The sequence below is a fragment of the Arthrobacter sp. Y3223166 genome (genome assembly GCF_059090935.1).
Genome location: NZ_JBNHGE010000010.1, coordinates 1 through 24892 on the forward strand (window position 1 = coordinate 1; position 24892 = coordinate 24892).

Here is a 24892-nt window from a genome sequence, read left to right on the forward strand (position 1 = left end):
TGCCCACTGGCTGGCTCCAGGCCGTTCGGCAGCCGGTTCCGGCCCGTTAACGAGGGGAAGCCCCATCAGCGTTTCGCCGTTGGTGGGGCTTCGACTCTTTGATCCAAAGGTGACGCTTTGGGTCTCGCGAACTCCGCCGATCTTCAGGTCTTCCGAGCCTCGTCACAGGCTGGCAGTTTGTGGAACTGGTCCACTACTTGTCACTGAATCTTTGGTGTTCGGTCCCGCATCTTTTGGGGGATGCGTATAGATATTTATACTCCTGCGCAAGCCGACACGCCATAGTTTCGCGGATTGTTTTCCGAAACCAGGGCGCGCCGGCCGGCGGCGTCTGGGTCCCGCGGACGACGCCCGCTTGAGGCGTTCGCTCCAGGCCCGAACGGTTAGTCGAACTCGGGGCTGGTGGTCCGGGAGCGCTTGATCTCGTAGAAGTACGGGAACTCGGCCAGGGCCACGGCGCCGTCGAAAATCTTTCCGGCGGTTTCGCCGCGCGGGATGCGGGTCAGCACCGGCCCGAAGAAGGCGGTGCCGTTGAAGGCCACGACCGGGGTGCCGACTTCGTCGCCCACCTTGGAGATGCCTTCTTCGTGGCTGGCGCGCAGCTGCTCGTCATATTCGTCGGACGTGGCGAAACGGGCCAGGTCGGCGGGCAGGCCGACCTCTTCCAGCGCGGCGGCAGTCACGGCCTCATAGTCCTTGTTGCCCTCGTTGTGGATGCGGGTGCCCATGGCGTCGTAGAGCTTCCCCACGTAGGCCTCGCCGTGCAGTTCACGGGCGGCGATGATCACGCGGACCGGGCCCCACGCCTTCTTTAGGAATTCCTTGTACTCCTCCGGCAGCTCGTCGCGACCGTCGTTGAGCACGGCCAGGCTCATCACGTGCCAGTCGACCTTGACGTCGCGGACCTTCTCCACCTCCAGCATCCAGCGGGAGGTGATCCAGGCGAACGGACAGGCCGGATCGAACCAGAAGTCAACGGTGGACGGCGCAGCGCTTTCAGACATACGGCAAGAACTCCTTCTTGAGGACTGGTTATACGTACTGTTGTGGGTAACTGCCGCGCCGGCAGTTTTGTTCCGCCGACCCGGCAGGTGCCCGTGCAACTGCGCCCCCGATACGGGCGGTCAGGCGGAATCGCGGCGGCGGATGGCTTCGACGTCGTGCGGGATGAAGGTGGGGTCCGCCCCGGTCAGGACCGTCTCGGCCGTAATCACGGCGGTGGCGATGTCGTCGCGGCCGGGCAGGTCGAACATGATCGGCTGCAGAGTTTCTTCCATGATGGCCCGGAGGCCCCGCGCGCCGGTTCCGCGTTCCAGCGCCAGGTCGGCAACCGCTTCCAGGGCGTCCTGCTCGAAGGACAGCTCTACGCCGTCCAGTTGGAACATCTTCTGGTACTGGCGGATCAGCGCGTTCTTCGGCTCGGTGAGGATCCGGATCAGCGCAGGCCTGTCGAGCTCGGCCACGGTGGTGATCACCGGCAGGCGGCCGATGAACTCCGGGATCAGCCCGAACTTGAGCAGGTCTTCGGGCATGACTTCGCCGTAGTTGTCCTGCTGGGCGACGGCGTCCTTGAGCGGCGCGCCGAAGCCGATGCCCTTGCGTCCGGCCCGCGAGCCGATGATTTCTTCCAGGCCGGCGAAGGCCCCGGCGACGATGAAGAGGATGTTGGTGGTGTCGATCTGGAGGAACTCCTGCTGCGGGTTCTTCCGCCCGCCCTGCGGTGGCACCGAAGCGACGGTTCCTTCCAGGATCTTCAGCAGGGCCTGCTGCACGCCTTCACCGGAGACGTCGCGGGTGATCGAGGGGCCCTCGCTCTTGCGGGTCACCTTGTCGATCTCGTCGATGTAGATGATGCCCTGCTCGGCCTTTTTGATGTCGTTGCCGGCGGCCTGGATCAGCTTGAGCAGGATGTTCTCCACATCCTCGCCCACATAACCGGCTTCGGTCAGCGACGTCGCGTCCGCCACCGCGAACGGCACGTTCAGCTGGCGGGCCAGCGTCTGGGCCAAGTAGGTCTTGCCGCAGCCGGTGGGGCCGATCAGCAGGACATTCGACTTGGCGATCTCCACATCCTGGAGCCCGCCGGCGGCAGCCAGGCCGGCGCTGCCCGTAGCGGCGTGGCCGGAGCGGATGCGCTTGTAGTGGTTGTACACGGCCACGGCCAGGGCACGCTTGGCGGGTTCCTGGCCGATCACGTACTCCTGCAGGAAGCCGTAGATTTCCCGGGGCTTGGGCAGCTCCAGCAGCTCGGAGGCGGCACCGGCGCCGAATTCTTCCTCCAGCAGTTCGTTGCACAGCCCGACGCATTCGTCGCAAATGTACACGCCGCCGCCGGCGATCAGCTTCTTCACCTGCTTCTGGCTCTTGCCGCAAAACGAGCACGTGAGCAGCTCTGCGCTTCCGCCGGTCCGGGCCATAGTGTGTCCCCTTGTCTGGTCCTCGATCGATCGTCCGGTGGTCCGGAGCAGTGCAGTGTCAGGCCGACTTGTTCCGACGCTTGGCGACCACGTCGTGGGAGATCAGCGCCGGTTCCGCCTTGTTCAGCACCACCTCCGCGGTGATCACGACGGAGGCGATGTCCTCGCGGCTGGGCAGGTCGAACATGACCGGCTGCAGGGTCTCTTCGATGATCGCGCGCAGCCCGCGGGCGCCGGTGCCCCGTTCCAGCGCGAGGTCTGCCACGGCCTCCAGCGCTTCCTGCTCGAAGCTCAGTTCCACGCCGTCCAGCTGGAACATCTTCTGGTACTGGCGCAGCAGGGCGTTCTTCGGTTCGGTCAGGATCTTGATCAAGGCCGGGCGGTCCAGGTTGGACACCGTGGTGATCACCGGCAGGCGGCCGATGAACTCCGGGATCAGGCCGAACTTCAGCAGGTCTTCGGGCATGACCTCGCCGTAGCTGTCCTTCTCCCCCGCCGCGTCCTTGAGCGGGGCGCCGAAGCCGATGCCCTTGCGGCCGGCCCGTGAGCCAATAATCTCCTCCAGCCCGGCGAAGGCGCCGGCGACGATGAACAGCACGTTGGTGGTGTCGATCTGGATGAATTCCTGGTGCGGATGCTTCCGGCCGCCCTGGGGCGGCACGGACGCGACCGTGCCCTCGAGGATCTTCAGCAGCGCCTGCTGGACGCCCTCCCCGGAGACGTCACGGGTGATGGACGGGTTCTCGCTCTTGCGCGAGATCTTGTCGATTTCATCGATGTAGATGATGCCCTGCTCGGCCTTTTTCACGTCGTAATCGGCGGCCTGGATGAGCTTGAGCAGGATGTTCTCCACGTCTTCGCCCACGTAGCCGGCTTCGGTCAGCGCCGTGGCGTCCGCAACGGCGAACGGGACGTTCAGCCGGCGGGCCAGCGTCTGGGCCAAGTAGGTCTTGCCGCAGCCGGTGGGCCCGATCAGCAGGATGTTGGACTTGGAAACTTCCACGTCCTCCAGCGGGCTGGCATCGGAGAGGTTGGCGGTCCCCTTGGGCGCATGCCCGGACTGGATCCGCTTGTAGTGGTTGTAGACCGCCACGGCCAGCGCACGCTTGGCGGGCTCCTGGCCGATCACGTATTCCTGCAGGAAGTCGAAGATCTCCCGCGGCTTGGGCAGTTCGAAGCTGCCCAGGTCCGACACCTCGGCCAGCTCCTCTTCGATGATCTCGTTGCAGAGCTCAATGCATTCGTCGCAGATGTACACGCCGGGGCCGGCGATCAGCTTGCGGACCTGTTTCTGGCTCTTGCCGCAGAAAGAGCACTTGAGCAGGTCAGCGCTCTCACCTATGCGAGCCATATCCGTCCCCTTACTTGGTCTACGTCGGCAGCTGTGCCGCGGCCGCTGCGCCGCCCGAACAATTGCCGGACAGTCGCCGCGCCGCCGAGGCCAGCTGACAACAACTCTAATTCACTGCGCCGACAGTTTCAGTAACAACACTGCCCGCGGTGCGATATGACGCGCCACGGGCAGTGCAGGCATTGAGACTATTTTACGGTACTTACTTGGTGATCGCCGGTTTGTGGATCTTGCGGGAGTCGAGCACCTGGTCGATCAGCCCGTATTCCAAGGCACCCGCGGCCGTGAGGATCTTGTCCCGCTCGATGTCCTTGTTGACCTGCGCGGCGTCCTTGCCCGAATGCATGGCCAGCGCGTCTTCCAGCCACTTGCGCATCCGCATGACCTCGTCGGCCTGGATCTGCAGGTCGGAGGCCTGACCGTGTTCGCCGCCGCCCAGCGCCGGCTGGTGGATCAGCACGCGGGCGTTCGGCAGGGCCAGCCGCTTGCCCGGGGTGCCCGCTGCCAGCAGCACGGCCGCGGCACTGGCCGCCTGGCCCAGGCACACGGTCTGGATTTCCGGGCGGATGTACTGCATGGTGTCGTAGATCGCGGTCATCGCGGTGAACGAGCCGCCCGGCGAGTTGATGTAGATGGTGATGTCGCGGTCCGGGTCCGTCGACTCGAGGACCAGCAGCTGGGCCATGACGTCGTCGGCCGAGGCATCGTCGACCTGGACGCCCAGGAAGATGATCCGGTCCTCGAACAGCTTGGTGTAGGGGTCCTGGCGCTTGAAGCCGTAGGGGGTGCGCTCCTCGAACTGGGGCAGCACATAGCGGTTCTGCGGCATGTTGGCGGCGAAACCGCCGGCAGCGGCACCGAAGTTGTAGTCCATGAGATTCTCCTGCTTGTATTCGGGTCGGTGGCGCGTAGGCTCAGGAATCCTGGGAGGCGGAGCCGCCCTGGGTCCCGCCGCCGCCGGAAACGCCGCCGGCGTGGGCCGAAATCTTGTCGAAGAAGCCGTAGGCCAGGCCTTCCTCGGCCGTGAACCACTTGTCGCGGTCGTTGTCGATCAGGATCTGCTCCACCGACTGGCCGGTCTGCTCGGCGGTCAGTTCGGCCATGACCTGCTTCATGTGCAGGATCAGTTCGGCCTGGATCTTGATGTCGGAGGCCGTGCCGCCGATGCCGCCGGAGGGCTGGTGCATCAGGATGCGCGCGTGCGGGGTGGCGTAGCGCTTGCCCTTGGTGCCCGAGGAGAGCAGGAACTGGCCCATGGAGGCCGCGAGGCCGGTGGCCACGGTCACCACGTCGTTCGGGATGAACTTCATGGTGTCGTAGATGGCCATGCCGGCGGTCACCGACCCGCCGGGCGAGTTGATGTAGAGGTAGATGTCCTTCTCCGGGTCCTCGGCCGAGAGCAGCAGCAGCTGCGAGCAGATGGCGTTGGCGTTCTCGTCGCGCACCTCGGAGCCCAGCCAGATGATGCGTTCTTTGAGCAGGCGGTTGTAGATGTAGTCTTCGCGGCTGGCCGCTTCGACCGAAGCCATTCTCGGAGTGGCGGATTCATTCGACATGCTGAAATACCTCTCGCTTCTTCCCCGGGCGGTACCGTCACCGGCGGCCCTAAGGTCGTTTACCTACTTGGACAGTAACGTGTTCCGCTGCCCGATTCCTCCCGCACGGCGCGCTGTTCGCTGACGGCGCATCAGGCCCGTGAGGGCGCGGGAAAGCGCTCTGCCGGCAGCAGAAAATGACGACGGCGGAGCGACCTTTGGGGCACACTCGCCCGAGGCGGGGGCCCGGTTCCACGGGCACGGCCGCCGCCGGTCAGGGAGGGAAAGGGGCCCGGTTCCGCCGGCTCGGCCGCCGCCGATCAGGGAGGGAAGCCCGCGCACCGGAGCGGGGCACCGTCGTCGTGCGCGGGAATTAAAGCGGCGGACCGCCGGTTCCCCGTAAAGGGGATCCGGCGGTCCGACCTGCGGCAGCGCCGCTACTACTTCTTCGGTGCGTCCTCGGCGGCCTCTTCGGCGGCGTCGGTGTCTTCGATCGACTCGGTGTCGGCCGCGTCAGCTTCGGCTTCTCCGGCCTCGGCGTTGGCGGCCTCGGCCTCGGCGGCCTGGATCATGTCTTCGACGTTGGGCTCTTCTTCGCCGGCGGGGCGGACGAAGTCGCTCAGGTCCACCTCGTTGCCGTTCGTGTCGGTGACCTTGGCCAGCTCCAGCACCTTGGCCAGGGCCTTGCGGCGGCGGACCTCGCCCACCATCATGCCGACCTGGCCGGACTGGTCCAGCAGTTGCGCGAACTGGTTCGGGTCCATGCCGTACTGGCCGGCGGAGGACACGATGTAGTCGATCAGCTCGGCCTGGCTGACGCCCAGCTCTTCCTTGTCGGCCACGGCGTCGAGCACGATTTCGTTGCGGAAGGCCTTCTCGGTGTTCTCGCGGACCTCGGCGCGGTGCTCCTCGGTGTCGTGGTCTTCACCGTGGCTGTTCTCCGGGCGGAAGTGCTGTTCCATCTGCTCTTCGACGACGGAGTCCGGAACCGGAACCTCGACCAGTTCCATCAGCTTGTCCAGCACCTTGTCGCGGGCCTCGACGCCCTGCTCCATGATCTTGGCGTCGGCGGCCTGCTTGGCGAGGTCTTCCTTCAGCTCGGCGATGGTGTCGAACTCGCTGGCCAGCTGGGCGAAGTCGTCGTCGGCCTCGGGAAGCTCGCGCTCCTTGACGGCCTTGACCTTCACGGTGACCGTGGCGTCCTTGCCGGCGTGCTCGCCGCCGGCAAGCTTGGTCTCGAAGGTGGCGTCCTCGCCGGCGCTCAGCGCGGTAACGGCCTCGTCCAGGCCCTCCAGCATGGTGCCGGCGCCCACCTGGTAGGACAGGTCCGCGGCGGAGTCCACCTCTTCGCCGTCCACCTTGGCGGACAGGTCCATGGTGATGAAGTCGTCGGCAACGGCCGGACGGTCAACGCTCTTCAGGGTGCCGAAGCGGCCGCGCAGGTCGTCCAGCGCCTTCTGGATGTCTTCCTCGGAAGCCTCGGTAGCTTCGACGGTGACCTCGAGGCCGGCGTACTCGGGCAGCTCGATCTCGGGGCGGACGTCGACCTCGACGTGGAAGGCGAGCTGGCCCTCGGTGGCGGCCGGGTCGGGGACCTCAGTGATTTCAACCTCGGGGCGGCTCAGCGGGCGGATGCCGGTCTCTTCGACGGCGCCCTGGTAGAAGCCGTTCAGCCCCTCGTTAATCGCCGTCTCGATCACGTAGCCGCGGCCCACGCGCTGGTCGATCAGCTTCGCCGGAACCTTGCCCTTGCGGAAGCCCGGAACCTGGATCTGGCTCGCGATGGTCTTGTACGCCGCGTCGATGCTGGGCTTCAGTTCCTCAAAGGGGACCTCAACATTGAGCTTGACCCGGGTAGGGGTGAGGTTTTCGACAGCGCTCTTCACAGCGTTAGAACTCCTGATTGCTATTGGGGTTAAATCTGCACCAAGAATACAGAGTCGGGGCGACAGGACTCGAACCTGCGATCTCCTGCTCCCAAAGCAGGCGCGCTAGCCACTACGCTACGCCCCGTAGTGCACACGCAAGTCTACGGGCATTCCCGGCCTGCGGCACAATCACCGCGCAACCGGACGCCGCCAGCACACGTCGCATGACTGAATCGGCTGCGAACAGAAAAGGCGGCCCGTGCCGGACCGCCTCCCTGACGCGAGGGGATGACGGGAATCGAACCCGCGTAATCAGTTTGGAAGACTGAGGCTCTACCATTGAGCTACATCCCCGAGGACGTTGAAACTTTAGCACGAGGGCGGGCCCGTTCGACAAATCGGAGGGCGCCCCGACGCGGCGGAAACAGTGCGCCGCGACCCGGGGGAACCATGCGCCCCTACCCCGACTCATCCGTTGCAGGGTAAATCGTCGAGAGCAGGGGCTATGGACCCTGCGTTGGCCGATAAACCCTGCAATGACGAAAATTTGGGTGGCCTGTGTGAACCCGTCGGCGGTGTAGGGAAGGCGGGCGCGCCGGCGGCGCAGGGAGGCAGGCTGCGGCCCGAACGCTTCAGGCCCGCTGGCAGGTTGGGCACCAGTACAGCTTGCGGGCGGCCATGTCCGTGACGGCGACCGGCGTCCCGCACAGCCGGCACGGCATCCCCTGCCGCTTGTACACGTAGTGGGCGTTGTCCGGCCAGACCGGCAGCGAGCGGCCGGCGGCCTCGGCGTCGCGGTGTTCGGGGCGGGTGGTGATGATCTTGCCGTCGCGGACTCCGTCGCGCATGACGGCCTCGATGTCTGCCCACAACAGCGCCGCTTCCGCCGGCGGGACACGTTGCCCGGGCAGCCACGGGTTCAGCCCGCGGCGGAACAGCGTCTCCGCGCGGTAGACGTTCCCGACTCCGGCCACCACGTTCTGGTCCATCAGCAACTGCCCCACCGCGGTGCGCTTCGCGGTCAGCCGGCGGACGAACTCGGCGCCGCGGTCCGCCGCGTCCTGCAGCGGGTCCGGCCCCAGTTTGCCGACGACGGCGGACGCCTCCGCGGGCGTGAGCACCTCGCAGGCGGTGGGGCCGCGCAGGTCGGCCCAGCCGTGGGCCGACACCAGCCGGACGCGCACCTGGCCCACCGGCTCCGGCGGGCCGGAGTACGCGGCCGGCGCATCGTCGTCGTACGTTTCCTGCTCCCCCACCCGGCGCGGCGCCCCGATGCTGGAGGCGCCGCGGAAGCTCTCGTCTCCGCCGAAGCTCCACGCCCCGTAGAGGCCCAGGTGCACGCGCAGGACGAGGCCGTTGTCGAACTCCAGGAACAGCTGCTTGCCGTGTGCCCGGGCGGCCAGCAGCCGCGCGCCGTCGAGCCGGGCGGCGCCGGCGGCGAAGCGGCCCTGCGGGCTGGACACGGCGAGGCGCCGGCCGGCGAAAACGTCCTGGAACTGGCGGGCCAGGCGGTGGACGGAATGGCCTTCTGGCATGACCGGCGGCCGCTAGGCCGGGATGTCGCCGGTGGTCTCGTAGGAGGCGATCTTGCCGATCCGGCGGACGTGGCGCTCGGCGTTGGAGAACGGCTCGGCCAGGAATGCCTCGATGATGGCGGTGGCTTCCTCGACGCTGTGCTGGCGGCCGCCGACGGCGACGACGTTGGCGTCGTTGTGTTCGCGGGCCAGCTTCGCGGTGTCCAGGTTCCAGGCCAGCGCGGCCCGGATGCCCTTGACCTTGTTGGCGGCGATCTGCTCGCCGTTGCCCGAGCCGCCGAGCACGATGCCCAGCGACTCCACGCCGGCGGACTGGTCTTCGACGACGGCGAGCGCGGCGCGGATGCAGAACGAGGGGTAGTCGTCCTCCGGGTCGTACGCGGTGGGGCCGTGGTCGGTGACGTCGTGGCCTTGGCCGGTCAGATGCTTGATCAGGTGGTGGCTCAGTTCCAGGCCGGCGTGGTCGGTGGCAATGTGAACGCGCATGGACGGTCCTTCTGTGGCGTGCGGGAGGGCGAATAACGGCTTCCAGCCTACTGGAGCGGTGCCGGCGGAACGGATTCCGGTGCCGCACCCCTGTCGGGCTTCGGCCGCCGTCGATAGTGTGCCCCTATGGAGCCAGTAATCAGCGACTACCTCGAGTCCGTCCTTGCCGGCCTCGCCGGCAACACCGAGGGGTCGCTGGCCGGTGATCCGGAAGAACTCGGGGTCGAGGATCCGGATTTGTTCGCGCTGAGCATGACGATGGCCGACGGATGCACCTATGAGGCCGGCGATACGCGGTCCGAGTTCTCCATCCAGTCGATCTCCAAGCCCTTCACCTATGCCATGGCGCTGGCCGGGCACGGCTTCGAGGACGTGCGCGAGAAGATCGATGTGGAGCCCTCCGGGGACGCGTACAACGAGATCAGCCTGGAAGCGGATACCGGCCGGCCGCGCAACGCGTTGATCAACGCCGGGGCCATCGCCGCCTCGTCCCTGGTGGTCGACCGCTACGGTGACGACGCCTTCGAGCAGCTCCGACTAAATTATTCGGCCTGTGCCGGACGCGACCTGGTTATGAACCAGACGGTGTACGAGTCCGCGCTCCGTACGGGCGACCGCAACCGGGCCCTCGCCTACCTGCTGAAGAGCCAGGGCGTGATCGAGCACGACACCGAGGCCGCCCTGGACCTGTATTTCCGGCAGAACTCCCTCAGCGTCTCCTGCCGCGATCTGGGGATCATGGCAGCCACCCTGGCCAACCGCGGAGTCAACCCGACGACCCGCGAGGAGGTCCTGACGCCCCGGATCGCTGAGCACGTGCTCAGCGTGATGACGACCTGCGGCATGTACAACGACGCCGGGGACTGGGTGGCGGGCATCGGGCTGCCGGCCAAGAGCGGGGTCAGCGGGGGCATCCTGGCGGTGCTGCCCGGCCAGCTGGGGCTCGCCGTGTTTTCGCCGCGGCTCGACCGGCACGGCAACAGCGTCCGCGGCACCGAGGCCTGCCGCCGGCTGTCGGCGGAGCTGGGACTGCACTTCATCCACGCGGCCCGCAGCGCCCGGTCCACGATCCGCGCCGACTACACCCTGGCCGGGAAGCCCTCACCGCGGGTTCGCCCGGCGCGGGAACTGGCCGTGCTGGCCGAATACGGCCACACGGTGCGGTTCCTCGAGGTCCACGGCGACATGCTCTTTCCCGAGGCGGAAACGGTCATCCGGATGGCCGCCGACCTGGCCCCCGCGCACGAGGTTTTGGTGATCGACATCAGCCGGCTGGACGAGCTCGGCAGCCGCACCAAGACCATGTTCCTGCGGCTGCAGGCAACCTCGGATCCCTGCCTGCTGATCTTCGTGGACCCGGCCGGGTTGCTGTCCGCGGAAGAGGACGGCACGGGCGGCCGGCCGACGGCGTTCCCGTCCCTGGACGCTGCCGCCCGGTGGTGCGAAAACCGCCTCCTCGGCCGGCACGGAGGACAGCCGGCGACCGGCGAACGGCTGCAGTTGCAGGACCACCCTGTGACGGCGACCCTGCCCGCCGGCGAGCGCGAGACGCTCGCGGGCTACCTGGAGCGGCGAACGTACGACGACGGCGCGGCCATCGTACCCGCGGGCGGACCACACCCGGGCCTGGTCTTGGTCATGGAGGGGCAGGCACGCACGGCCGCCAACGCCTCCGGGAACGCCAGCGCCTCCAAGGACGATCACGCCGCCCGGTATTTCTCCGCCGGAACCAGCTTCGGGGGCCTCGGCGGCACTCGGTCCCGGATCCACGTGCGAGCCGAGGGGAAGGTCCTCGTGGAGGTCCTCACGCCAGACGGCTATGCGCGCCTGCGCCGGGACGCCCCGGACACGGCGCTGAGCTTGGCCGAACGGCTGCTGGACATCGCGGCCGAGCAACACGACCTCACCGTGGCGGCCGCGCAGGGGTGACCATCGTCCGCCCCTTTACGAGCGCCCGGCGGGCCGCAACAATGGCGGCATCCCTGACGACAGGATGCCATCGTGCCGCTCACCGTCCACTTCCCCGTCAACACGCTGGCGCTCAAGCGCGGCGGCCTGGTCAAGGCGGTGCGCACCCGGGCCAACACGCTGGCCGGGAACGGCGCGGCAGAACGGATCTGGATCGAGGTGCTGGGCCTGCAGCACCGGCTCGCCCGCGACGTGGCCGGTCTCAAGGCGGACGGCCACCTGCATCCGGAGGTCAGGGTCCGCAGCGTCCTGTACGGGCTGGATCCGAGCCCCGGCACGGATACGCGTCAACCCGTGCAGCCGCCGCCCGAGGACGACTACGACATCGTGCCGGTCGGCAACTCCGGGCTGGCCTTCGGGTACTTCCGCGACGGGATCGAGGAATGCTACGTGCGGTTCCACCCCGAAGGCACGGTGGCCGCCGTCGAACGGCTGGCCCCCAACCGCGCGCGGCTGCGCCGGGAGGAAATGGACGAACAGGGCCGCCTGGTGCTGGTCCAGCATTTCCAGGAATCGTCCAAGACGCCCACCGCCCAGCGACTGATCGGCCGCGACGGCCGCTGCTTCCTCACAATCACGCACCATCCCGGCTCGCCCAAGTGGGGGCGCAGCTACCTGTTCGACGGCGTGGCCCGCGACGACGGCGATGCCCTCACCTTCGCGGACCCGGGCGAGCTTTACCGGCACGCCTTCGAACACCTGCTGGCCGGCGAGGACGCACCGGTGCTGACCTCGGAATTCCGCGAGAACCTGAATAACCTGCCCGGCCGAAATTTGGACGATGTGGTCGGCAGCGTCAGGCATCCGACCCTGCGGCGCATAGCGGCGGTGCACAGCAACCACCTGGAGCCCCCGTACGTTGCAGGGTCCGGCGTCAGCCGCAACTGGCGCCGCCTCCTGGACAACCTGGACACCTGGGACGGCGTGGTCCTGCACACCGATGCGCAGCGCGAAGACATCGCCGCCGAGTTCGGCCACGCCGACCGGCTCCACACCATCGGCCAGCTGGCGCCGCCGGAGCAGCCGGACCCGGGCCCCGCCACCGATCCGGACCGGCTGGTGATGGTGGCCCGGCTGCACCCGAAGAAACGGGTGGACGAGGCGATCCGGGTCTTCGCCCTGGTGCGCGAGGGCAACCCGCGGGCGCGGCTGGAGGTCTTCGGCTTCGGCTACGGCGACGAGGAGGAGGGAGCGGTCAAAGCGCTCATCGACGAACTGGGCGTCGGCGCCGCGGTCAGCTTCCCGTCGTTTACCAACAGCCCGTCGGACATCTACGCCTCCGCGTGCGCCACGGTGCTGACGTCGGCGTCGGAGGGCTTCCCGCTGATCCTGCTGGAGAGCATGTCCTACGGCGTGCCGGTCGCCGCCTATGACGCCAACTACGGCCCCCGCGACGTCATCCGGCACGGCGAGAACGGCTTCTTGGTGCCCTTCGGCGAGCGGCAGGCGCTGGCGGACGGCATCCTGGCGCTGATGCGCGACCCGGAACTGCGCTCGCGGTTCGCCCGCTCCAGCCGCGACACCCTGCAGCGCTTCGACGAACCCGGCTATGTCTCGGCGTGGACCAAGGTCCTCGCGGGTGGCTAGGCACCCCGCCGCGGTGAGACAATGGCCACATTGTGCAAGGGTTGTTTCATATCGCGTCCCGCCACGCACACCATCCGGTCCCGCGCAGCCGGGGCACTAAGTACTTCTGGAGGCGAACTTGCCAGGTTTGAATCTCACCCGTGACGAAGCGCGCGCCCGCGCCGAACTGCTCCGCGTGGAGTCGTACGACGTCACGCTGGACCTCACCCGCGGCGACAAGGTGTTCGGCTCGCGCACCGTGGTGACCTTCACCGCCACCCCCGGCGGCTCCACCTTTATCGACGCCGTCACGGACACCGTCCGCTCGATCACGCTCAACGGCAAGTCGCTGGATCCCGCCGAGGTCTCCGACGGCGTCCGCATCCAGCTGCCGGATTTGGCGGAGCACAACGTGCTGGAGATCGACGCCGACGCGCTGTACATGAACACCGGCGAGGGCCTGCACCGGTTCGTGGACCCGGTGGACAACGAGGTCTACCTGTACAGCCAGTTCGAGGTGCCGGATTCGCGGCGCATGTTCGCCGTCTTCGAGCAGCCGGACCTGAAGGCGGCCTTCCGCTTCACCGTCACCGCGCCGTCGCACTGGGATGTCATCTCCAACTCGCCCACCCCGGCGCCCCGGCACGTCGGATCCACGGACGACGGCGGTGCGGCCGCCACCTGGGCGTTCGAGCCCACCCCGCGGATCTCCTCCTACATCACGGCGCTGATCGCCGGCCCGTACCAGTCCGTGCGCAGCGAGCTGACGAGCTCCGACGGCCGCACCATCCCGCTGGGCGTGTTCGCGCGCAAGTCGCTGATGCAGTACATGGACGCGGAAAACATCTTCACCCTCACCCGGCAGGGCTTCGAGTTCTACGAGAAGCAGTTCGGCACCCCGTACCCCTTCGAGAAGTACGACCAGCTGTTTGTGCCGGAGTTCAACGCCGGCGCCATGGAAAACGCCGGCGCGGTCACCTTCCTGGAAAACTACGTGTTCCGCTCCCGCCCCACCAACGCCATGGTGGAGCGCCGGGCCATCACCGTGCTGCACGAACTGGCGCACATGTGGTTCGGCGACCTGGTGACCATGCGCTGGTGGAACGACCTGTGGCTGAACGAGTCCTTCGCCGAATTCATGTCCACGCTCGCCGCCGCCGAGGCCACCGAGTACAAGGGCGCCTGGACCACCTTCGCGTCGATGGAGAAGTCCTGGGCCTACCGGCAGGACCAGCTGCCGTCCACCCACCCGATCACCGCCGAGATCAAGGACCTGGAGGACGTGCAGGTCAACTTCGACGGCATCACCTACGCCAAGGGCGCCTCCGTGCTCCGCCAGCTGGTGGCCTGGGTGGGCCAGGAGGAGTTCATGGCCGGCGTCCGCGAGTACTTCGGCAAGCACGCCTGGGCCAACACCGAGCTGGCCGACCTGCTGGGCGAACTGGAAACCTCCAGCGGCCGGGACCTGAAGGACTGGTCCGCCAAGTGGCTGGAGACCGCCGGCGTGAACACCCTGCGCGCGGAGATCTCCACCGACGACGACGGCGCCATCACCTCGTTCGCGATCCTCCAGACGGCGCCGGACGGCTACCCGACCATCCGGCCGCACCGGCTCGCCGTCGGCTTCTACAACCTGGACGACGCCGGCAAGCTGGTGCGCACCCACCGCGAGGAACTCGATGTTGACGGCGAGCGCACCGAGGTGCCGCAGCTGGCCGGCCTGGCCCGTCCCGCGCTGGTGCTGCTCAACGACGACGACCTGGCCTACGCCAAGATCCGGCTGGACGACGTGTCCCTGGCCACCTCCAAGAGCCACGTGAAGGACTTCACCGCGTCGCTGCCGCGCACCCTGGTGCTCGGCTCGGCCTGGGACGCCACCCGCGACGGCGAGACCCCGGCCCGCGAATACGTGGAGCTTGTGCTGAACAATATCGCCTACGAGACGGACTCCTCGGTGGTGCTGGTGCTGCTGCGGCAGCTGGCCACCACGCTGACCTTCTACGTGAACCCGGACGACCGCAAGCGGTTGGCCATCGCCGCCGCCGACCGGCTCTGGGAACTGGCCGGAGAGGCGGCCGAGGGGTCCGATTCGCAGCTGCAGTTCGCCAAGGCCTTCGCCGTGCACGCGCAGACCGGCGGGCAGTTGGACACCGTGGCCGCGCTGCTCTCCGGCGAGCGCACGCTGGAGGGGCTGACCGTCGACGCCGACCTGCGCTGGGAACTGCTCACCTCGCTCGTAGCCGGCGGCCGCTTCGGCCAGGCCGAAATCGACGCCGAACTCGAGCGGGACCAGACCGCCACCGGCCAGCGCGCCGCCGCCCTTGCGCAGGCCGCCATCCCCACCGCCGAGGCGAAGGCGGCGGCCTGGGAGTCCGTCGTCGTCAAGGGCGAACTGCCCAACGCCACCCAGCAGTCGGTCATCGCCGGCTTCACCCGCGTCCATGACACCACGCTGCTGGAGCCCTATGCCGCGCAGTACTTCGACGCCATCGAAGACATCTGGAACACCCGCACGCACGAACTCTCGCAGCAGATCGTCGTCGGCCTGTACCCGTCGCAGCTGTCCACGCAGGCCACCGTTGACGCCACGGACGCCTGGTCGGAGTCCCTGGCGGACCGCTCCCCCGCCCTGCGCCGGCTGGTGCTGGAAAACAAGGACGGCGTCGTCCGGGCCCTGAAGGCGCAGGCCGCCGACCGGTAGCCAGCCGAGAATCGTCCAAACCGACTGCTGCCCGCCGAAACGCGCGTTTCGGCGGGCAGCGCAGTCTCGGCAAGGCCCGGAACCAGGAGTGCGTTCTCCCGCCGTTCACCGGCGCGACATCTGCCGCCCCTACGGTTCCATGAGCACGCGGCGGGAGTACTGCACGGCCCGCCCCCGGATCTACAATTCCACAACGGTTGGTGGCGCAAGGGAGTCCTCATGGCAGTTGCCGGACAGCTGGCTGTCATGCTCGCCGTCTTCTACCTGCCCGGCTTCCTGGCCCTCCGGGCGCTGCGCCAGCCCGCCATCCGCTCCCTCGTGTTGGCCCCGGCCGCCGGGACGGCGCTGGCGGCTGTCGGCACCATGGTCTGCCTGGCGGCCGGCGTGCGCTGGAACCTGCTCTCGGCCATCGTGCTGGCGGCGCTCGGCATCGGCGGGTGCTGGCTCCTCGGGCGGGCCATCGCTCCTCCACCCGCGGCGCGCCTCGCCGTCCCGCGCTCGGTGAAGTGGTTGCTGGCGGCGTCGCTCGCCCTCGCGGCGCTCGTCCTCGGCCGGGTGATGCTTGAGGCGATGGGCTCGATCCACCGCGTCTCGCAGGGCTGGGACCCGACCTACCACGTGAACGTCCTGCAATGGATTAAGGACAACGGCCAGGCCAGCCCGTGGAGCATCTGGCCGATCTTCGGCGGGGCGCCGCCGTCGTTCTATCCCGCCGGCTGGCATGCGATGGTGTCGCTGGTCCCGTGCGACGTGGTGACGGCGGGGAACCTGGCCTGCCTGATCATCGGCGGCCTGATGTGGCCGGCCGCCCTGGCCCTGCTGGCCCGCGCGCTGTTCCCCGCCCGGCCGCTCGTGTGGGTCCTCGCGCCGGTGATAGCTTCCTCCATGCTGGCCTTCCCTGTTGTCCAGATGTTCCGTGCCGGGCAGTGGCCCAACGGCTTCGCGGCCGCGCTGCTGCCGGCCATCCTCGCGCTCGGCATCGAACTGCAGTACCGGGTGCCCGTGGAGGCAAAGGCGCATGCGGATGCCGCGGGCACCCGGAGCGCCATTGCTGTCCGTCCCGTTTCTCCGGGCGCGGCCGACCCTGGCGCCGAAACCGCTGTCCGTACTGCCGCTCCGGCCGCGGCAGGAGCCGGCGAAAGTCCCCCGTCCCGCAGCGGGCACCGAAGGACGACGGCGGACCTCACCGCGCTGGCGGTGGTCGCGTTGGGCGTGACGTGGATACACCCCTCCGCCGCCGGCAGCCTGCTGGTGCTCGGCGGGTTTTACCTGGCGCGCTTCGTCGTGCTCCGCCTGGCCCGGCTCTGGCGGAGCCGCCGCGCGCTTTTCTACGCTGCGGCGGGGCTGCTGGCGGCCGCCGCTGGTGCCGCCGGATTCGTCCTGACCACCTCCACCCTCCTGGCCGCCGTCCTGTCGTATCCACGCGGGTCCACCGCGGGCTGGGCCGACGCCCTGGCATGGCTGTTCTTCGACCTGCCGCGCCAGCCGGACAGCGACGACGCCACCCCGGAGAGCTACGCCGTCGTCGTCGGGATCCTCATGGCGGCCGGAACCGTATGGGCCTGCTTCATCCCCCGCGCCCGGCCGGCCATAGCGGGCATGGCGGCGGCCATCGTGCTCTTCATCCTCGCGGCCGGCCCGGAAGAGCGCCCCTTCCGCTGGCTCAGCGGCTTCTGGTACACCGACCCGCCCCGGATCGCCCCGCTGGTCCACACTTTCGGCATCGTCTTCGCTGCCCTGGCCCTGGAGCGGCTGTGCACGCTGCTGGCCGGGCTTATCCAAACCCGCAATCAGGCCCGTCGGCGCCGAGCGGTCGCCGCCGCGTTGGCGTTTGCCGTCCTGGCCGCCGTCTTCGTGACCTCCGGCGGCTTCCGGCACGACGTCCGGGTGGAGGCGGCCTCGGTCCGCTACGGCATCACGGAGCACGGCGACGGGCGCGCGCTGATGGGCGGCGAGCAGGAGTTCATCCGCTCCCTGGAACCGCTGCTGCCCGACGACGCGATCGTCATCGGCGATCCCTTTAACGGCCTGCCCTACATCTACTCCCTCACGGGCCACCGAACCGTCTATTTCCAGAACGTCAGCAGCGCCGGCAGCGCGGACAAGGACTACCTGCGGCACCATTTCCGCGATATCGCATCCGATCCGCGGGTCTGCGACGCGCTGCACGGCACCGGTGCCACCCACCTGTACGACGACCAGCCGATCCGCGGCTACCAGCACAGCGAAAAACACCGTTGGCCGGGGTTCCAGGACATCGACTTCTCCCGGGGCTTCCGCCTGATCGCCTCCCACGGCACGGCGTCGCTCTACGAAATCACCGCCTGCCGCTGAAACGTCTGCGCCGGGCAGAGGCGGTCTCCAAGCAGCTGCGGCACGGCCGGTACCGCCGGTCTGCAGGAGCACGGGGTTTAATGGCGGCATGAACCTTTCCGAGCACCGCTACGCAGTTTCCCTCCACTGGACCGGCAACCGCGGCGAAGGCACCGCGAGCTACCGCGGCTACGGGCGGGACCACGTGGTGCGCGCGGCAGGGCTGCCGGAGCTGGCCGGCACCGCCGACCCCACCTTCCACGGCGACAAGGACCGCTGGAACCCGGAACAGCTGCTGCTCACGGCCCTGTCGCAGTGCCACATGCTCTCCTACCTGCACGTCGCGGTGAAGAACGGGCTGGTGGTGACGGCCTATGACGACGACGCCGAGGGCACCTTGCGCCTGAACCGCGACGGCAGCGGCGAATTCACGTCCGTGACGCTGCGGCCCCGCGTGGCCATCGGCGATCCGGGCCAGGCCGAACTCGCCCAGCGGCTCCACACGGATGCCAACAAGGTCTGCTTCATTGCGCGCAGCGTGAACTTCCCCGTCCACCACGAACCCCGGGTCGTCTCGGGCTGAGACAATGGTCATGACAGCATCAGCGAACAGAGACCATCGATGAGCGAAACACCCCAGACCCCCGAACTGCCCGCCGCGCGCCCCGGTTCGGCACAGCCGGCCGACGGCGCGGCCCTTCCGTCCCGTTTCGGCCAGCCGCTGGCCACGCTGACCCCGGCGCCGGCCGCCGCGAACGCGTTCAGGCAGCCCTCGTACACGGACAACTTCTACGACGCCGTCGGCGGGCACGAGACGTTCGTGAAACTCGTGGACGTCTTCTACGACGGAATCGCGGAGGACGACGTGCTGCGCCAGATGTACCCCGAGGAAGACCTCGGGCCGGCCAAGGTCCGGATGCGGATGTTCCTGGAGCAGTACTGGGGCGGCCCCGGCACCTACAGCGAACAGCGCGGCCACCCGCGGCTGCGGATGCGGCACCAGCCGTTCAAGGTGGACTTCGACGCCCGCGACCGTTGGCTCAAGCACATGCGCCGCGCCGTGGATGCCCTGGAACTGCCGCCGCTGCATGAACAGACGCTCTGGGACTACTTCGAGCGCGCCGCCCACTCCATGGTCAACAGCGCCTGACCTGCTCCTGCGACGCGGCCGGCTCCCGCTACAGTGAGGCGCCGCTGCGCACCAGGACGTGGCCGCGGCCGGTGCTGAGCCGCAGCCAGCGGCCGTTCCGGTACACCGCGGCCGGGTTCCCGTCGAGGAAGCCCAGCGTGAGGGCGGCAAACGCCGCCCCGGCCGGGAGCTCCGCCGATTCGGGCAGCCCGCCGGCCGCGGTCAGCGGCCTGCTCCAGACGGTGCTGCGCGCGTTGTTGACGATGAGCTGTCCCGGGTTGTCCGGCAGGGCTTCGGAAATCTCCCGGATGCCCGCCCGGGCAGCCTCCTCCAACACCTCGTCCTGGAGGCCGCCGACGTGTTCCCACCCGGACCGCGGCGGCAGCACACCCGTCCAGGATTCCGTCACGGTCGTGGGCGGAAGGGCAAGGCCGGTTTCCTCGTTCCCCATCCTGGCCAGCCGGTCTCCGACCGAGGCCAGCGTGACGGTCTCCTCGACGGCGGCCGGCGCCGCCAGCGGCATGACCCGCAGCCCCAGGATCGTCGGCGTCGCCTCGCCCAGAATCCGCGGCCGCATCAGGCACACGTAGGCCGCCAGCACGCTGCCGAAGGCCTGCAGGTGGATGGCGCCGTCACCGGCGGCACGGGACCGGCTGACGAAGGTCTTCAAGTCGGCCGCGACCTGGACATCGGACAGCTGCAGGACGGGTGTTCCGGAGGACATCATTTTGCGGCCTCTTCGGTCGTACCGGCCGCGCCCGCACTGTTGCGGAACGGAACCGGCGGCCCGGCCCACAGCTGCAAGGCGGCGCGGTACGCGTCCGGCAGCGGCACCGGCCTTCCCGTCGCCGCAGCAACTAGCACCATGGTCGAGGCGCCCAGGGCATGCACGGTGCCGCATTCCCCGGTGTCGGCATCCACGACGGCGTAGCCCAGGTCGAAGCTCGAAGAACCGATCCTCGTCACCCAGACGCCCACGTGCACCGGCTCGGTCCGGTAGTCCAGCGGTACGCGGTACTCGACTTCCTGCCGTCCCACCAGCGTCTGGTTCCCGTCGCCGCCCAGTTCACGCAGGGTCGCACCCGGGTCGTGGCCGGCGGTAGCCGGCAGCTCCGGCCGAAGCTGGTGCAGCAGCACCCGGGCCGTTTCCAGATAGCCCAGGTAGGTCACGTTGTTCACGTGGCCGTAGGAATCAATGTCGCTGAACCTCAGCTGGATCGGAAACCTCGGGGCATGGTGCGGAACGGTAGGCATGATGCCATCCTCTCAAAGCACGGGAGCCGCAACTAACCCGCTGCTGGCTCACCGGAGTGCCCCGGCTTCCAAGGGCGCCCCGGAGTTGAGCGGTTGAGCGGTGCCAACTACTGTCGGAGGTGTTCGTACCCGCGGGTAATCGGCAAGGAGACTACATGACCGCCATCGAGGAACACGTCGATCCGACGGCGGTGCTGCTGGAGCTGTTGGACCTCTCCGATGCCGACGGCGCGAACACGGACGAGGAGATTTTCGTCGGCGTTTCCGAAAAGCAGCCGCGCGGCCGGGTCTTCGGCGGCCAGGTGCTGGCACAGTCGGTCATCGCGGCCGTACGGACCGTGGAACCGGACCGGCCCATCCACTCCATGCACGGGTACTTCCTGCGTGCCGGCGACGCCGACCTGCCGATTACCTTCGGCGTCGAACGGCTGCGCGACGGCCGTTCGTTCTCCGCCCGCCGCACCCATGCCTACCAGAACGGCGTGCCGATCCTGTCCATGATCGCCTCGTTCCAGACCCCGGCCGAGGGGCTCGAACACCAGGAAGACTTCCCGGACGGAATCCCGGACCCGGAAACCCTGCCGAGCACCGCAGATCTGCTCGGCAAGGTGGACCACCCGGTGGCCCGGCACATGGCCTACCACCGCCCGTTCGACGTCCGCCATGTCCAGGACGCCCTCTATGTCCAGGCCAAAGGCGAACGCCAGGCGGTCAACGCAGTCTGGATGAAGACCAAAGGGCCGCTGCCCGACGACCAGGGTCTGCACCGTGCCGCGCTGGCCTTCGGCAGCGACTACACGCTGCTGGAACCCATCCTGCGCCAGCACGGCGTCAGCTGGGTCACGCCGGGCATGAGCGTCGCCAGCCTGGACCACGCCATGTGGTGGCACCGGCCGGTGCGGGTGGACGACTGGCTGCTCTACGTCCAGTCCTCCCCCAGTGCCTCCGGCGCGCGCGGCCTCGCGGTCGGCAAGATCTTTAACCGGGCCGGCGAACTGGTCGCCACCGTCGCCCAGGAAGGCATGATCCGGATTCCGTAAGCCGGAGTCGCCCGCCCGACGGGCGACAGCGAACCGGCCAAAGAGAACGGCCGGGCTCCGTAGCGGGGCCCGGCCGTTCTCTTTGTCCGTGCTAGTCGCGGGTCAGGCGGCGGTGCGTGACCCGGTGCGGCTTGGCCGCGTCCGGGCCGAGCCGCTCGACCTTGTTCTGCTCGTAGGAGTCGAAGTTGCCCTCGAACCAGTACCAGTTCGCCGGCTCTTCCTCGGTGCCCTCGTAGGCCAGGATGTGCGTGGCCACCCGGTCCAGGAACCAGCGGTCGTGCGAGACCACCACGGCGCAGCCGGGGAATTCCAGCAGCGCGTTTTCCAGGCTGGAGAGCGTTTCCACGTCCAGGTCGTTGGTCGGCTCATCGAGCAGCAGCAGGTTGCCGCCCTGTTTCAGGGTCAGCGCCAGGTTCAGCCGGTTGCGCTCACCGCCGGAAAGCACGCCGGCCTTCTTCTGCTGGTCCGGGCCCTTAAAGCCGAACGCGGAGACGTAGGCGCGGGACGGCATTTCGACCTGGCCGACCTGGATGTGGTCGAGCCCGTCGGAGACGACCTCCCACAGGGTCTTATTCGGGTCGATGCCGCCGCGGGACTGGTCCACGTAGGAGATCTTGACGGAATCGCCGATCTTCAGCTCCCCGCCGTCCAGCGGTTCGAGTCCGACGATCGTCTTGAACAGGGTCGTCTTGCCGACGCCGTTGGGGCCGATCACGCCGACGATGCCGTTGCGCGGCAGCGAGAAGGACAGGTCCTTGATCAGCTCGCGGTCGCCGAAGCCCTTGAACAGGTCCTTGGCCTCGATGACCAGCTGGCCGAGCCGCGGACCCGGCGGGATCTGGATCTCTTCGAAGTCCAGCTTCCGGGTGCGCTCGGCCTCGGCAGCCATTTCCTCGTAGCGGGCCAGACGGGCCTTGGACTTGGTCTGGCGGCCCTTGGCGTTCGACCGCACCCAGTCCAGTTCCTCGGTCAGGCGCTTGGCCTGCTTGGCGTCCTTCTTGCCCTGGATTTCGAGCCGGGCGCGTTTCTTCTCCAGGTACGTGGAGTAGTTGCCCTCGTACGGGTAGAGGTGGCCGCGGTCCACTTCGGCGATCCATTCGGCCACATGGTCGAGGAAATACCGGTCGTGGGTCACGGCGAGGACGGCGCCCGGGTAGGACTTCAGGTGCTGCTCGAGCCACAGCACGCTTTCGGCGTCGAGGTGGTTGGTGGGCTCGTCGAGCAGCAGCAGGTCGGGCTTCTGCAGGAGCAGCTTGCACAGTGCCACGCGGCGCCGCTCACCACCGGAGAGCACGGTCACGTCGGCGTCGCCCGGCGGGCAGCGCAGCGCGTCCATGGCCTGCTCCAGCTGGGAGTCGATATCCCACGCGTCGGCCGCGTCGATGGCCTCCTGCAGCTTGCCCATTTCCTCGAGCAGCGCGTCGTAGTCAGCATCCGGGCTGGCCATCTCTTCGGAAATCTCGTTGAAGCGCTGGATCTTGCCGTAGATTTCGCCGACGCCTTCCTGGACGTTGCCCAGGACGGTCTTCTCCTCGTTCAGCGGCGGCTCTTGCAGCAGGATGCCGACGGTGTAGCCGGGGCTGAGCCTGGCTTCGCCGTTGGAAGGGGTGTCCAGGCCGGCCATGATTTTGAGGATCGTGGACTTGCCCGCACCGTTGGGGCCGACGACGCCGATCTTGGCGCCGGGGAAGAACGACATGCTTACGTCGTCCAGAATGACTTTGTCGCCAACGGCCTTGCGGGCCTTGGACATCGTATAAATGAATTCCGCCATGCCCTCAAGGCTAGTCGCTGCGCGCCACGATCACATACTCTGCCGCACCGCATCCCCCCTGTCCCGGCGGCTCGGACCCCCTGGCAACACATCAACTCGCCCGGGGTAGCTGTGCCTCCTCCTGCCGGTCCTCGTCGGCGTGTCCGCCGCTGCCGCCCAGGCCTGGCTCGAGGCCGAACTCTCCGTCCGTTGGACCCCCGGCGCCGGCACCGGCCAAGGCCATCGCGCGGTAGTCGGCGCCGCCCTGCCCGGCGTCAGCGGCTTCGCGCGATGCAGCCGGCACAGCGATCTTGGTGAACGAGGCAGAGCCGCGGCGCAGGTCGTGGCCCACCGTGTCGGCGTCGATCTCGGGAGCGGTGCCGCGCCTCCCGTCTTCGGTGGACCACTGCCGCAGCTTGAGCTTGCCGCTGACCACCACCGGATCGCCCTTGGCCAGGCTGCGCCACAGGTTCTCCGCCAGGCCCCGGAACGCTTGAACGGTGTACCAGTTGGTCTGCCCTTTGACCCATTCGCCGGTCTCCCGGTTCAGCCAGTCCCCCGAGCAAGCCAGCCGGAACTCCGCCACGGCATCACCTCCGTGCGTGCGCCGCTGCTGCACCTCGGTACCGACCGTCCCGCGCACCGTAATGTAGTCGCTCATGCTCTTCTCCCGTCCGCTGTAGCGCCGGCGCCCTGCCGACACCATCGAGCCTCGCGGCTCCAGCACCTGCGGTGAAGCGGTCCACGCGGCATGTGCACCGCGGCGCCGGGCGGTGTCCTTGTGGAGGGCGGGTGTGAGCAGCGTCTCCATCAGACGGCGGCCGTGCCGGGAACCGTCCGCGGGCAGGTATCGTTACCTATCCGTAATAATCTCCGACCGGATTAGGTATCAAATGGCTGACGACTCCGCTGCCGACGACAAGCGCACGCCGCTTCTCGGACTAAGTGGCACCCAAACTATTGGCTCGGCGCTGGCCGCGGTAACCTCCGCATTGGTGGGGTCCTTTCTCGGCGTCGCCGGAACGCTGATCGGCGCCGCGGTTGGCTCCGTCGTCGCCACCGTTGGCGCCGCCCTCTATGCCCGGACGCTGAGTTCGGCCGCCACTGTGGCCATGAAGAAAATCCCTAAGGCTCGAATGAGCGCCCTGCGGAACGTCGAAAAGGTGGCCGCCAGCGCCCCGTCCGAACCGATCGAACCGCAGCCTAAACCCGCCCGAAAGCCCATCGCCCCGATGACGTGGGTCAAGGTTGGACTGGCCAGCGCCGCGGCTTTCGCCATCGCGATGGTCAGCATCACCGCGGTGGAGCTCAGCACCAGCCAGCCGATTTCAAGCCTGGTCTCCTCGACTACGGGTATCGACCATGCCTCAAGCGCCCACAAGACGACCCTTGGCACCCTGGGCGGAGACCAGGAGGCCACGGATCAAACGGACAAGCCGGCCAAGCAGGACGAGGAGCCCGCGAAGACTGGAGATGGCGACGCCGACGACGCCGTGACCACGGACGATCCCTCGGTCGGCGGCAACAGCTCAACCGAGAGTGAAGAGCCGGGAAGCGGCGGATCTAACGGCACCGAACAGGGCCCAACTCCTGCCCCGGAAACAAGCCAGACTGCCGAGCCTGCCCCGCAACCGAGTCAGGCACCGGAGCCGAGCCAGACACCGGCACCGGAAGACATCCCGGAACAGGGCTTGGATGGGCAGGGCGGCACGGTCGATGGTGGCGCCGACACCGGAACCGGCCAGTAGCAAGTACCTTCCGCGGCTGGGCGCCCGCCGGACGCCCAGCCGCGGAAGTCTGTGCCCGCCCCGACGGCGCAGCCTGGGCGACGGCGACGGGGCGGAACGGGGATTAGAACAGTACGTCCTTCTTCCCAGTGGCACTGCGTCGCACCTCTAGGCGACGATGGATCCCTACGGCCGCCGCCACCCGCCCATATACGCCTCGTTCAGTGAGGAGTCGACAGTCTACTGATG

20 protein-coding genes and 2 tRNA genes are annotated in these 24892 nt (G+C 68.2%); 8 read left to right on the top strand and 14 right to left on the bottom strand.

The window, feature by feature from the left end:
- Positions 1–383: 383 nt before the first annotated feature.
- The 10 genes from AC5RUH_RS06870 to AC5RUH_RS06915 form a co-directional block, all read right to left on the bottom strand.
- Positions 384–1004 carry a mycothiol-dependent nitroreductase Rv2466c family protein gene (locus AC5RUH_RS06870; RefSeq protein WP_493999877.1) on the bottom strand — a complete coding sequence of 207 codons (621 nt, stop codon included), beginning with the start codon at positions 1002–1004 and terminating at the stop codon, positions 384–386.
- A gap of 120 nt (positions 1005–1124) precedes the next feature.
- A complete protein-coding gene (clpX, locus tag AC5RUH_RS06875) occupies positions 1125–2417 on the bottom strand; it encodes an ATP-dependent Clp protease ATP-binding subunit ClpX (RefSeq protein ID WP_494128216.1) in 1293 nt (430 codons plus the stop codon).
- 58 nt (positions 2418–2475) lie between these two features.
- Positions 2476–3768: an ATP-dependent Clp protease ATP-binding subunit ClpX gene (gene clpX, locus AC5RUH_RS06880; RefSeq protein ID WP_494049859.1), complete on the bottom strand. Its 1293-nt coding sequence runs from the start codon at positions 3766–3768 to the stop codon at positions 2476–2478.
- Between the two features lie 202 nt (positions 3769–3970).
- Positions 3971–4642, bottom strand: coding sequence for an ATP-dependent Clp protease proteolytic subunit (locus AC5RUH_RS06885; RefSeq protein WP_493977440.1), 672 nt, complete (start codon positions 4640–4642; stop codon positions 3971–3973).
- A 40-nt stretch (positions 4643–4682) separates the two neighbouring features.
- Positions 4683–5324 carry an ATP-dependent Clp protease proteolytic subunit gene (locus AC5RUH_RS06890; RefSeq protein WP_494128217.1) on the bottom strand — a complete coding sequence of 214 codons (642 nt, stop codon included), beginning with the start codon at positions 5322–5324 and terminating at the stop codon, positions 4683–4685.
- A gap of 419 nt (positions 5325–5743) precedes the next feature.
- Positions 5744–7189 (bottom strand): trigger factor, encoded by a 1446-nt coding sequence (gene tig / locus AC5RUH_RS06895; protein ID WP_493999880.1) that lies wholly within the window; start codon positions 7187–7189, stop codon positions 5744–5746.
- A 54-nt stretch (positions 7190–7243) separates the two neighbouring features.
- Positions 7244–7316: transfer RNA gene (locus AC5RUH_RS06900), tRNA-Pro, on the bottom strand.
- A 138-nt stretch (positions 7317–7454) separates the two neighbouring features.
- Positions 7455–7525 (bottom strand) — tRNA-Gly (locus AC5RUH_RS06905).
- 278 nt (positions 7526–7803) lie between these two features.
- A complete protein-coding gene (locus AC5RUH_RS06910; RefSeq protein ID WP_494128218.1) occupies positions 7804–8706 on the bottom strand; it encodes an Fpg/Nei family DNA glycosylase in 903 nt (300 codons plus the stop codon).
- Between the two features lie 12 nt (positions 8707–8718).
- Positions 8719–9192 (bottom strand): ribose-5-phosphate isomerase, encoded by a 474-nt coding sequence (locus AC5RUH_RS06915; protein WP_493999882.1) that lies wholly within the window; start codon positions 9190–9192, stop codon positions 8719–8721.
- A 126-nt stretch (positions 9193–9318) separates the two neighbouring features.
- Between AC5RUH_RS06915 and glsA the strand changes: the two genes are divergently transcribed.
- The 6 genes from glsA to AC5RUH_RS06945 all read left to right on the top strand — a co-directional run bounded on the left by glsA (position 9319) and on the right by AC5RUH_RS06945 (position 18890).
- Positions 9319–11121 carry a glutaminase A gene (gene glsA / locus AC5RUH_RS06920; protein WP_494128219.1) on the top strand — a complete coding sequence of 601 codons (1803 nt, stop codon included), beginning with the start codon at positions 9319–9321 and terminating at the stop codon, positions 11119–11121.
- A 72-nt stretch (positions 11122–11193) separates the two neighbouring features.
- Entirely contained in the window at positions 11194–12747 is a 1554-nt protein-coding gene (locus AC5RUH_RS06925) for a glycosyltransferase (RefSeq protein WP_494128220.1), read from the top strand.
- A gap of 127 nt (positions 12748–12874) precedes the next feature.
- A complete protein-coding gene (gene pepN, locus AC5RUH_RS06930; RefSeq protein ID WP_494128259.1) occupies positions 12875–15427 on the top strand; it encodes an aminopeptidase N in 2553 nt (850 codons plus the stop codon).
- A gap of 219 nt (positions 15428–15646) precedes the next feature.
- A complete protein-coding gene (locus AC5RUH_RS06935) occupies positions 15647–17761 on the top strand; it encodes a DUF6541 family protein (protein ID WP_494128221.1) in 2115 nt (704 codons plus the stop codon).
- An 88-nt stretch (positions 17762–17849) separates the two neighbouring features.
- A complete protein-coding gene (locus tag AC5RUH_RS06940) occupies positions 17850–18323 on the top strand; it encodes an OsmC family protein (protein WP_494049854.1) in 474 nt (157 codons plus the stop codon).
- A gap of 39 nt (positions 18324–18362) precedes the next feature.
- Complete coding sequence (locus AC5RUH_RS06945; RefSeq protein ID WP_494073839.1) at positions 18363–18890, top strand: globin; 528 nt, start codon at positions 18363–18365, stop codon at positions 18888–18890.
- 28 nt (positions 18891–18918) lie between these two features.
- On the opposite strand, the gene AC5RUH_RS06950 is transcribed toward AC5RUH_RS06945, so the two are convergent.
- Both AC5RUH_RS06950 and AC5RUH_RS06955 read right to left on the bottom strand, forming a co-directional pair.
- Entirely contained in the window at positions 18919–19596 is a 678-nt protein-coding gene (locus AC5RUH_RS06950; RefSeq protein WP_494109305.1) for a DUF8185 domain-containing protein, read from the bottom strand.
- The gene (locus AC5RUH_RS06955; protein ID WP_494128222.1) at positions 19593–20123 is read right to left on the bottom strand and encodes an acyl-CoA thioesterase; all 531 of its coding nucleotides are present in this window, start codon (positions 20121–20123) and stop codon (positions 19593–19595) included. The genes AC5RUH_RS06950 and AC5RUH_RS06955 overlap by 4 nt, the downstream gene beginning before the upstream one ends.
- Positions 20124–20278: 155 nt before the next feature.
- Here AC5RUH_RS06955 and AC5RUH_RS06960 point away from each other — a divergent pair, with 155 nt between their 5' ends.
- Entirely contained in the window at positions 20279–21163 is an 885-nt protein-coding gene (locus AC5RUH_RS06960) for an acyl-CoA thioesterase (protein ID WP_493999890.1), read from the top strand.
- 91 nt (positions 21164–21254) lie between these two features.
- Here the strand turns inward: AC5RUH_RS06960 and ettA are convergent, their stop codons facing one another.
- A complete protein-coding gene (gene ettA, locus AC5RUH_RS06965) occupies positions 21255–22937 on the bottom strand; it encodes an energy-dependent translational throttle protein EttA (protein WP_493999891.1) in 1683 nt (560 codons plus the stop codon).
- Positions 22938–23028: 91 nt separating this feature from the next.
- A complete protein-coding gene (locus AC5RUH_RS06970) occupies positions 23029–23577 on the bottom strand; it encodes a single-stranded DNA-binding protein (RefSeq protein ID WP_494128223.1) in 549 nt (182 codons plus the stop codon).
- A gap of 232 nt (positions 23578–23809) precedes the next feature.
- On the opposite strand from AC5RUH_RS06970, the gene AC5RUH_RS06975 reads away from it, so the two are divergent.
- On the top strand, positions 23810–24664 hold the full coding sequence (locus AC5RUH_RS06975) for a hypothetical protein (protein WP_494128224.1): 855 nt from the start codon (positions 23810–23812) through the stop codon (positions 24662–24664).
- Positions 24665–24892 lie beyond the last annotated feature (228 nt).